At 71.1% G+C, this 8,745-nt stretch carries 6 protein-coding genes; 2 read left to right on the top strand and 4 right to left on the bottom strand.

Annotated elements, in window-relative coordinates; translation table 11 throughout:
* Positions 1-4,321 (bottom strand): DUF11 domain-containing protein (locus RG19_RS17855; protein WP_238376559.1); only part of this gene is annotated, 4,321 nt, incomplete at its 3' end.
* Positions 4,322-4,623: 302 nt separating this feature from the next.
* On the opposite strand from RG19_RS17855, the gene RG19_RS00255 reads away from it, so the two are divergent.
* Complete coding sequence (locus RG19_RS00255) at positions 4,624-6,027, top strand: sensor histidine kinase (protein ID WP_058833510.1); 1,404 nt, start codon at positions 4,624-4,626, stop codon at positions 6,025-6,027.
* Here the strand turns inward: RG19_RS00255 and RG19_RS00250 are convergent.
* Positions 5,980-6,690, bottom strand: a complete 711-nt coding sequence (locus RG19_RS00250; RefSeq protein WP_058833509.1) for a response regulator transcription factor — start codon at positions 6,688-6,690, stop codon at positions 5,980-5,982. The two genes, RG19_RS00255 and RG19_RS00250, sit on opposite strands and share 48 nt — an antisense overlap.
* Before the next feature lie 127 nt (positions 6,691-6,817).
* Complete coding sequence (locus RG19_RS00245) at positions 6,818-7,594, bottom strand: SDR family oxidoreductase (protein WP_058833508.1); 777 nt, start codon at positions 7,592-7,594, stop codon at positions 6,818-6,820.
* A gap of 70 nt (positions 7,595-7,664) precedes the next feature.
* On the opposite strand from RG19_RS00245, the gene RG19_RS00240 reads away from it, so the two are divergent.
* Positions 7,665-7,919 carry a hypothetical protein gene (locus RG19_RS00240; RefSeq protein ID WP_058833507.1) on the top strand — a complete coding sequence of 85 codons (255 nt, stop codon included), beginning with the start codon at positions 7,665-7,667 and terminating at the stop codon, positions 7,917-7,919.
* Positions 7,920-7,969: 50 nt separating this feature from the next.
* On the opposite strand, the gene kduD is transcribed toward RG19_RS00240, so the two are convergent.
* Positions 7,970-8,728, bottom strand: a complete 759-nt coding sequence (gene kduD, locus RG19_RS00235) for a 2-dehydro-3-deoxy-D-gluconate 5-dehydrogenase KduD (RefSeq protein ID WP_058833506.1) — start codon at positions 8,726-8,728, stop codon at positions 7,970-7,972.
* Positions 8,729-8,745 lie beyond the last annotated feature (17 nt).

Raw genomic sequence — 8,745 nt, 5'->3', positions numbered from 1 at the left:
TGCCGACGGTACCGGTCGCGTCGGCATCGACGGTCGCGGTGTAGGCCAGCGCATAGGTGCCCGGCAGTGTGCCGGCCGGCAGGGTGCACGTCAGCGCGCCGGTGCAGGCGAAGGCGCCCGCATCGGTCACCGCACCGAAGGTCAGGCCCACGCCCAGCGTGTCGACCAGGGTCAGCACCTCGGTGGTGGCCGAGTTCGCCACCGTCACCGTCACCGTGTAGGTCAAGGTGTCGCCCGGCACGACGGTGCTGCCGGCGGCGGGATCGGCCGCTTTCGCCACGGTGATCGCGGTGGCCACGATGTCGTGCTCGGTCGTGCAGGTCGCACACACCGGATCGGGATCGCTCCCGCCGGCAGGGTTGCTGGCGACGACGACGTTTCCGACCGTGCCGGTGGCGGCGGCATCGACGGTGGCGGTGTAACGCAGGGCGTAGGTGCCCGGCAGTGTGCCGGCCGGCAATGTGCAGATCAGCGCGCCGCCGCAGGCGAAGGCACCTGCGTCGGTGACCGTACCGAAGGTCAGGCCGGTTCCCAGCGTGTCGAGCAGGGTCAGCACCTCGGTGGTGGCCGAGTTCGCCACCGTCACCGTCACCGTGTAGGTCAAGGTGTCGCCCGGCGCGGCGGTGCTGCCGGCGGCGGGGTCGGCCGCTTTCGCCACGGTGATCGCGGTCGGCGCGATCTCGTGTTCGGTCGTGCAGGTGACGCACACCGGATCGGGGTCGTTGCCGCCGGCGGGGTTGCTGGCGACGACGACATTGCCGACCGTGCCAGTGGCATCCGCATCGACGGTGGCCGTGTAGCTCAGGGCGTAGCTACCCGGCAGCGTGCCTGCCGGCAGCGAGCAGGCCAGCGCGCCGGTGCAGGCGAAGGCGCCCACGTCGGTCACCGCACCGAAGGTCAGGCCCACGCCCAGCGTGTCGACCAGGGTCAGCACCTCGGTGGTGGCCGAGTCGGCCACGGTGACCCTCAGCGTGTAGGTCAGCGTGTCGCCAGGCGCCACGGTGGTGCCGGTCACCGGGTCGGCGGTCTTCGTCACCGCGATCGCGGACGCCACGATCTCGTGTTCGGTCGTGCAGGTGACGCACACCGGATCGGGGTCGTTGCCGCCGGCGGGGTTGCTGGCGACGACGACATTGCCGACCGTGCCAGTGGCATCCGCATCGACGGTGGCCGTGTAGCTCAGGGCGTAGCTACCCGGCAGCGTGCCTGCCGGCAGCGAGCAGGCCAGCGCGCCGGTGCAGGCGAAGGCGCCCACGTCGGTCACCGCACCGAAGGTCAGGCCCACGCCCAGCGTGTCGACCAGGGTCAGCACCTCGGTGGTGGCCGAGTCGGCCACGGTGACCCTCAGCGTGTAGGTCAGCGTGTCGCCAGGCGCCACGGTGGTGCCGGTCACCGGGTCGGCGGTCTTCGTCACCGCGATCGCGGACGCCACGATCTCGTGTTCGGTCGTGCAGGTGACGCACACCGGATCGGGGTCGTTGCCGCCGGCGGGGTTGCTGGCGACGACGACATTGCCGACCGTGCCGGTGGCATCCGCATCGACGGTGGCGGTGTAGCTCAGGGCGTAGCTACCCGGCAGCGTGCCTGCCGGCAGCGTGCAGGCCAGCGCGCCGGTGCAGGCGAAGGCGCCCGCGTCGGTCACCGCACCGAAGGTCAGGCCCACGCCCAGCGTGTCGACCAGGGTCAGCACTTCGGTGGTGGCCGAACCGGCGACCGTGACCGTCAGCGTGTAGGTCAGTGTGTCGCCGGGCGCCACGATGCCGCCCGGGACGGGATCGGCCGCTTTCGCCACGGTGATCGCGGTCGGCACGACCTCGTGCTCGGTCGTGCACGTCGCGCACACCGGATCGGGGTCGTTGCCGCCCGCGGGGTTGCTGGCGGTCACCACATTGGCGAGCGTGCCGGTGGCGTCCGCGTCGACGATCGCCGTGTAGCTCAGGGCGTAGGTACCCGGCAGCGTGCCTGCCGGCAGCGTGCAGGCCAGCGCGCCGGTGCAGGCGAAGGCGCCGGCGTCGGTCACCGCGCCGAACGTCAGGCCGTCGCCCAGCGTGTCGAGCAGCGTCAGCACCTCGGTGGTGGCCGAGTTCGCCACCGTCGCCGTCACCGTGTAGGTCAAGGTGTCGCCGGGTGCGACGGTGCTGCCCGGCGCCGGGTCGGCCGCCTTCGTCACCGCGATCGCGGTCGCTACGACCTCGTGCTCGGTCGTGCAGGTGGTGCAGACCGGGTCGGGATCGCTGCCGCCCGCGGGGTTGCTGGCGACGACGACATTGCCCAGCGTGCCGGTGGCATCCGCATCGACGGTGGCCGTGTAGGTCACGGCATAGATGCCTGGCGCCGTGCCCGCCGCCAGGCTGCAGGTCAGCGCGCCGGCGCAGGCGAAGGCGCCCGCGTCGGTCACCTCGCCGAAGCTCAGACCCACGCCCGGGGTGTCGACCAGGGTCAGCGCCTCGGTGGTGGCGGCATTGGGGACCGTGACCGTCACCGTGTAGGCCAACGTGTCACCGGGCGAAACCGCGCTGCCCGTGGGCCGGTCCGCGCTCTTGGCGACCTGGATCACCGGGATCAGGGGATGCTCGATGGCGCAGGTGACGCAGGTCGGCGGCGGCGCGCCCGGGTCGGCGGGGTCGCCGCCGCCGGTCGGCACCACGGCATTGGCGACCGCCGTCTGCGCGTCGGCCTCCACCGTCGCGATGTAGACGACGCTGTAGCGCCCCGGCGGGATGCCGGCCGACAGGGTGAAGCTGCGCACGTTGCCGCTGCCGCCCACCACGAAGCCGCCCGCATCCACCACCGTGGTGAAGCTCAGGCCGGCTCCCAGGGTGTCGGTCAGGACCACCTCCGACTGCGTGGCGGCGTTGGCCACGTCCACGCTCAGGGTGTACGTGATGGCCTGCCCGGCCGAGACCGCGGTACCGGCCTCCGGGTCGGCGCGCTTGGTCACCACGATCGTCGGCGCCAGCGGCGTGGTCTCGGTGCAGTCGTTGCCGGGCGCAGCGCAGTCGACGGCGCCGTTGGGGAACGTCACCGCGTTGGCGATGCCGGTCGCATCGGCGGCCAGCGGATCGTCGATGCGCACCACGAAGTGCAGCGTCGCGGTGGTGCCGACCGGGATGTTGACCGCGCTCGTGTTGAGGCAGGCCCCACCGCTGCAGGCGAAATCATTGCCCGCCACCACGTACGCCGTATTGACCGGTACGGTCTCGGCCACGTCGCCGGCGAAGAGGGTGGCGACGGCACCGCCGGTGTTCTCCACGGCGATGGCGTAGCGCAGCGTATCGCCCGGGGCGACGGCGGCGCCGTCGACGTAGGGCGCGCCGTTGACCTCGGCCAGCGACTTGCTCACCGACAGTTCGGGATCGTCGATGGTGGGGAACGCGCACGACGCCAGGTCGCGCGAGCCTCCGGCCCCCGTGGCCGCCGTCTGGCTCAGGTTGCCGGTCGCCGGGTCGTAGGCGTAGTACCGGCTCGGTGCGGCGTTGTTGGCGACGTAGAGGCGGTCGTCGTCGCCGAAGGCCGCACCGGCCCACTGGACGGTCGACGGCTGTCCGCCGAGCAGCGGCCGGGTCTGGCGGATCGCGCGCGGGTTGCCCGGCGCGGTGAAATCGATGCGGTAGAGGTCCTGTCCCGCCGCCAGCCAGCCGAAGCCGGCGGCGTCGAAGGCGATGTCGCCGGAGCCGGGATCGGTCGGCGCGAAGTCGTACTGCAAGGTGCCGATGTTCTGCGCCGCGTAACCGAAGCCGGTCGCGTTCGCGGTCACCCGGTAGACGGCGGGCGCACCGCCGCCGGCGACCAGATAGCCGACGCCGTTGCGGTCCATGCCGGCGCGCGGCAGGTCGCTCGTCGGCAGCGGTGCCGACAGCGCCTGGTACCAGCCGCCGTTGGCGTCGTCGTAGGCCCAGAGCATCGAGCCGGCGCTGGCGTGAAACAGCAGGCGGTCGTTGACCGGGTCGATCATCAGCGCGTTGACGTTGCCTGCCAGCGTCGGCAGCAGCAGTTCCGGCACCAACGCGTCGCTGCCGGCACCGGCCTCGTAGCGCCAGATCTGCACGCCGTTGACGATGCTGTAGATCGCGTTCGACGGGGCGCTACCGCCCGGCGCGGTGCAGAAACTGAGCCGCGGCGCCACCGATACGGTCACGCTGTCGACGTTGTTGTCCGGCACGATGTCGGTCGTGCCGGCGGGCGCGGTCACGGTCGCGGTGTTGGTCAGTCCGACGGACTGGGCGAAGGCGGGGCCTCCCAGCCAGGTGGCCGCCACGAGCAGCGTTGCGGACAGCCCGGCGAAGAACGGGCCCGCGCTACCAAGTCGAATCTGGAACACCTGCTTCCCCTTGACGATGCGCGCGTCCGCCCTGGAGCCGGCCGGCCACGCTTTTTTGCGCACGCAGGCGCGGCCGGCAGGCGCAGCGATGCGCATCTGCCGACCGTGACCAAGGACGTGCCCCCCGGCTCCAACACGGCCCCACGCCACCCGAGCGGCGTGCAGACGATGTCGAAGCGGGCGCACTCTAACGCCGCCAATCTGTGACGACAAGCACATTTATTCACGAATTCTCACCTGAGGTGAGTTTTTTTGGCGGCGCGATACCCAAAGATCGGGGCTCATCACGCCCGGCGCCGTCCATGCACCCTTCCCCGCTCGTCCACTGGCTGCGTCGCCCGGCCATCGCCGATCCCGTCGACCGACGCAATGCGCCGATGCTGCAGGTGGTCCTGCTGGTCCTGGGGACGCTGCCGCCCCTGCTCTGGCTGTACCGGATCGTGGGCACGGATGTGCCGTGGCGCCCCGGCGAGACGTCCAGCCTGATCGCCAGCGCCCTGATCAGCGCACTGGCGCTATGGAGCGTCGTCCTGATCCGCACGGGGCGGTTCCAGATCGCCATCCGGCAGTTGATGGCGGTCGTCGGCGTGGTCACCGTGGTGTCCCACGGCATCACCGGATTGTCCGCGCACATCTTCGAGATGCCGGTGCAGGTGCTGTGGTTGTTCGTCGCCGGCCTCATGATCGGCCGGCGCGCGTTGTGGGCGATGTATGCGGCCCTGGTCGCCTCGCTCGCCGCCGGCGCGCTGGCCGAGGTGCGCCTGGGCCTGTCCACCTATCCGCTCGCGTTCGGCGATGCCCTGATCCGCGCGATCATGTTCCTGCTCGTCGCGCTGGTGGTCGACCGCAGCGTGGCCGCGCTGCGGGAGGCCCTGGCCGAGACGCGGTCGCAGGCGGAGGCGTCGGCGGCGGCCAACGTGCGTCTGCAGGAGGAGATGGCCGCGCGCGAGCGGGCCCAGGCGCAGGTGATCCATGCGCAGAAGCTGGAAGCGGCCGGCCGCATGGCCAGCGGGCTGGCGCACGACTTCGGACATCTGCTCACCCTGGTGAGCGGCTACGCGGACCAGGCGGCGCGCGCCGAGGACCCCGCTGCGCGCGCCCGGGCATTGGAAGGGGTCCGTGCCGCCGGCCGCCGCGCGGAGGTCCAGGTCCGTAAGCTGCTGCACTTCGCCCGCGAGGACACCGGTGCGGCTCTCGCCTTCGATGCGATCGAGGCGGTCGCCGCGCTCGAACCGATGCTGCGGCAGACGCTCGGACCCCGAATCCGGCTCGAACTGTCACTGCCGGACCGCGCGGCCCCGGTGCTGATGGATCGGGAGCGTTTCGATCTGGTGTTGCTCAACCTGGCGGCGAATGCCGCCGATGCCATGCCCGACGGCGGGCGCTTCGAGTTGCGCGCGGCGTGCGAGGACGCCGGGGCGCGGCTGAGGATCGTCGCCCGCGATTCCGGCCCCGGTATCGCCGTCGCGGACCGTGACCGGGTGTTCGATGCGTTCTTCACCACCAAGCCTCCCGGCCAGGGAACCGGCCTGGGCCTGGGGGTCAGCCGCGAGGTCCTGCGCACGGCGGGTGGCGACCTCGCACTGGCCCCGCAAGGCGACCGCGGCGCGGGGTTCGTGGTCACGCTACCGCTGCGATCCGCAGCCGCCGTTCCACTCTCACCACGCGAGCATGTAGCCCACGCCGCGGACACTGCGCACCGGTAGCGGGAGGCCACCGGCCTGCTCGCACTTGCGACGCAACCGGTAGAGCAGCATTTCCAGACGATGCGGGTCGTAGGCGTCGACGTCGCTGGTGAGCGTCGCGATCAAGGTCTCGCGCCGGACCGGCATGCCGGCGTTGGCGGCGAGCACGCTGAGCACCTGCCGCTCGGCCTGGTTCAACGCGACCTGCCCCCCCTTGGGCAGGCGCAGGTGCCAGCCCTGACGGTCCAGGGACCAGCCGTCGTCCGGGCCTCGTGCCCGGGTCGTGCCGCGGATGCGACGGACGAGGTTGCGCAGGGTCTCCACCACCTCGTCCATGTGCAACGGCTTCACCAGGTAGGCGTCCACGCCCGCCCGCAACCCGCGCATCCTGTCCTCGGTGCTGGCGTTGCCGGTGTAGAGCGCGATGCCCAGGTCCGGCGACAGCCCGCGCAGATGCCGCGCGATCTCGACCCCGTCGTCGTCCGGAAGCCCCACGTCCAGCAGTACCAGATCGAAGGGCCGTGTGGTCCAGTGCCGGTAGAGCTGCAGCGAAGTCGCCAGTCCGACGGCTTCGAAACCCGCCTCGCGCAGCGCGGGGATCATCACGTGATCGCGCAACTCGGCATCGTCTTCGACGACGGCCAGACGGATGGCGGGAATGGGATCTCGGGACGCGTTCGGCATGAATCCATTCTTCGGAGGGCACCTTCGGAACGGTCGATGCCGGCCGCGTGGTCACGCGTCCGTCCCCTCTCCCATCCCGAGGACAGCATAACCGGGCGCGGGCGGCATGCGTCCGCGCGCGAGCCGGTCAGAACCCGTAGCGCAGGAAACCGCCGTCCACCGCGATGCATTCGCCGGTCACGTAAGCCGAAGCCGGCAGGCACAGGAATGCGACGGCCGCTGCGACTTCCTCCGGTTCGCCGATGCGCCCCAGGGGTGTGCGCAACAACACTTCGTCCAGATAGTCCGGATCGGCGAGTGCCCCCGACGTGCGCCGGGTGCGGATGTACCAGGGCGCGACCGCATTGACGCGGATGCCGTCCTCGGCCCATTCCACCGCGAGGTTGCGGGTCATCTGGTGCAGGGCGGCCTTGCTCATGCCGTAGGGCGCGCCGGTGCGCACGTGGGTCAGCCCGGACACGCTGCCGACATTGACGATGCTCGAACTCGGATGCTCGGCCAGCAACGGGTGCGCGTAGCGCGCCAGCTCGAACGCCGCGAACAGGTTGCCCTCGAAGATCCCCCGCCACTCGTTCTCGGCGTATTCGGTCGCCGGCCGGGGCAGGTTGGCACCGGCGTTGTTGACCAGGATGTGCAGCCCGTCGCCCTGGTCCTCGACCCAGTCGAGGATCTCGCGTCGCTGCTCTTCGTCGGCCACATCGCCGATCATCGCGCGGACCACGCCGTCGGGTTGCTCGTCGAGCAGTTCGTCGCGGGTGGCTTCGAGCGCGTCGCCGTCGCGGGCGACGATCAGCACCTCGGCACCGAAGCCGAGCAACTCGCGCGCGATCGCGCGGCCGATTCCGGCGCTGCCGCCGGTCACCAGCGCGCGTTGACCGTCCAGACGCCAACGTTGCGAATGCATGCACGCTCCTGTTGCGGGGGCGGGCGTAGGATACGACAAGGCCAACGAGACGATCACGAGGCACGCCGTCATGCGTCACCTGTCCCGAATCTTGCGTCCGCCTGTCGCCCGCATCGGCATCACGCCGCTGGCCGCCCTGTTCACCGCGGCGCTGGCGCTGGCCGGTTGCCGCCCCGCCGACCCCACCCCGCCCGAACCGCCTCCCACGCCACAGACCGGCGGTCTGGGCGATGCGGTGCGCGATCCTCTCGACAAGGCGCAGGCGGTGGAACAGGCCGTCGAAGACGCCGACGCGCGCAGACGAGAAACGCTCGACGACGGCTGAGGACTGACGGCTGCCCGCACGCGGCATCCGCCGCGGCGGGCGTCGCGATGTCAGCGCGCCAACCAGCCCCCGTCGACCGGCAGCACCGCACCGTGCACGTAATCCGCCGCATCCGAGGCGAGGAAGACGGCCGCCCCGCCCAGGTCGGACGGTTTGCCCCAGCGGTTGGCCGGAATCCGTTCCAGGATCGCCCGGTTGCGCGCACTGTCGTTGCGCAGCGCCTCGGTGTTGTTGGTCGCGAAGTACCCCGGCGCGATGGCGTTGACGTTGATGCCCTTGCCCGCCCACTCGTTGGCGAGCAGGCGGGTGACGCCGAGCACGCCCGACTTGCTGGCGGTGTACGACGCCACGCGGATGCCGCCCTGGAACGACAGCATCGAGGCGACGTTGATGATCTTGCCGCCCTGCCCCTGCGCCACCCAGTGCCGGCCTGCGGCCTGCGACAGGAAGAACAGCGTCTTGAGATTCACACCCGCCACGGCATCCCAGTCGTCCTCGGTGAAGTCGAGTGCGTCGTTGCGGCGGATGGTGCCGGCGTTGTTGACCAGGATATCGAGCCGACCCAGTTGCGAGACGGTGCCCGACACGATGTCCCCGACCGGGGCGATGGTGTCCAGCGCGGCTTCGATGAAGACGAAGCGACGGCCGAGCGCCTCGACCTGGGCGCGGGTGTCGTCGGGCACGCTGCGACCGGCGGCCGCGATGTCCGCGCCGGCCTCGGCCAGCGCGACGGCGATGCCCTGCCCCAGCCCGGTATTGGCACCGGTGACCAGGGCTACGCGGCCGCCGAGATCGAAGGAATGGCTCATGTCACGCTCCGGAATGC

This window comes from Luteimonas abyssi (genome assembly GCF_001482195.1).
GTDB lineage: Bacteria > Pseudomonadota > Gammaproteobacteria > Xanthomonadales > Xanthomonadaceae > Luteimonas > Luteimonas abyssi.
The sequence above is the reverse complement of the archived record's forward strand: the minus strand, read 5'-3'. Positions and strand labels throughout refer to the sequence as shown.

Bases quoted from the DNA above. Each gene is read 5' to 3' on its own strand.
- RG19_RS00255 (WP_058833510.1), top strand. From the start codon at position 4,624: ATGCACCCTTCCCCGCTCGTCCACTGGCTGCGTCGCCCGGCCATCGCC.
- RG19_RS00245 (WP_058833508.1), bottom strand. From the start codon at position 7,594: ATGCATTCGCAACGTTGGCGTCTGGACGGTCAACGCGCGCTGGTGACC.
- RG19_RS00250 (WP_058833509.1), bottom strand. From the start codon at position 6,690: ATGCCGAACGCGTCCCGAGATCCCATTCCCGCCATCCGTCTGGCCGTC.
- RG19_RS00240 (WP_058833507.1), top strand. From the start codon at position 7,665: ATGCGTCACCTGTCCCGAATCTTGCGTCCGCCTGTCGCCCGCATCGGC.
- kduD (WP_058833506.1), bottom strand. From the start codon at position 8,728: ATGAGCCATTCCTTCGATCTCGGCGGCCGCGTAGCCCTGGTCACCGGT.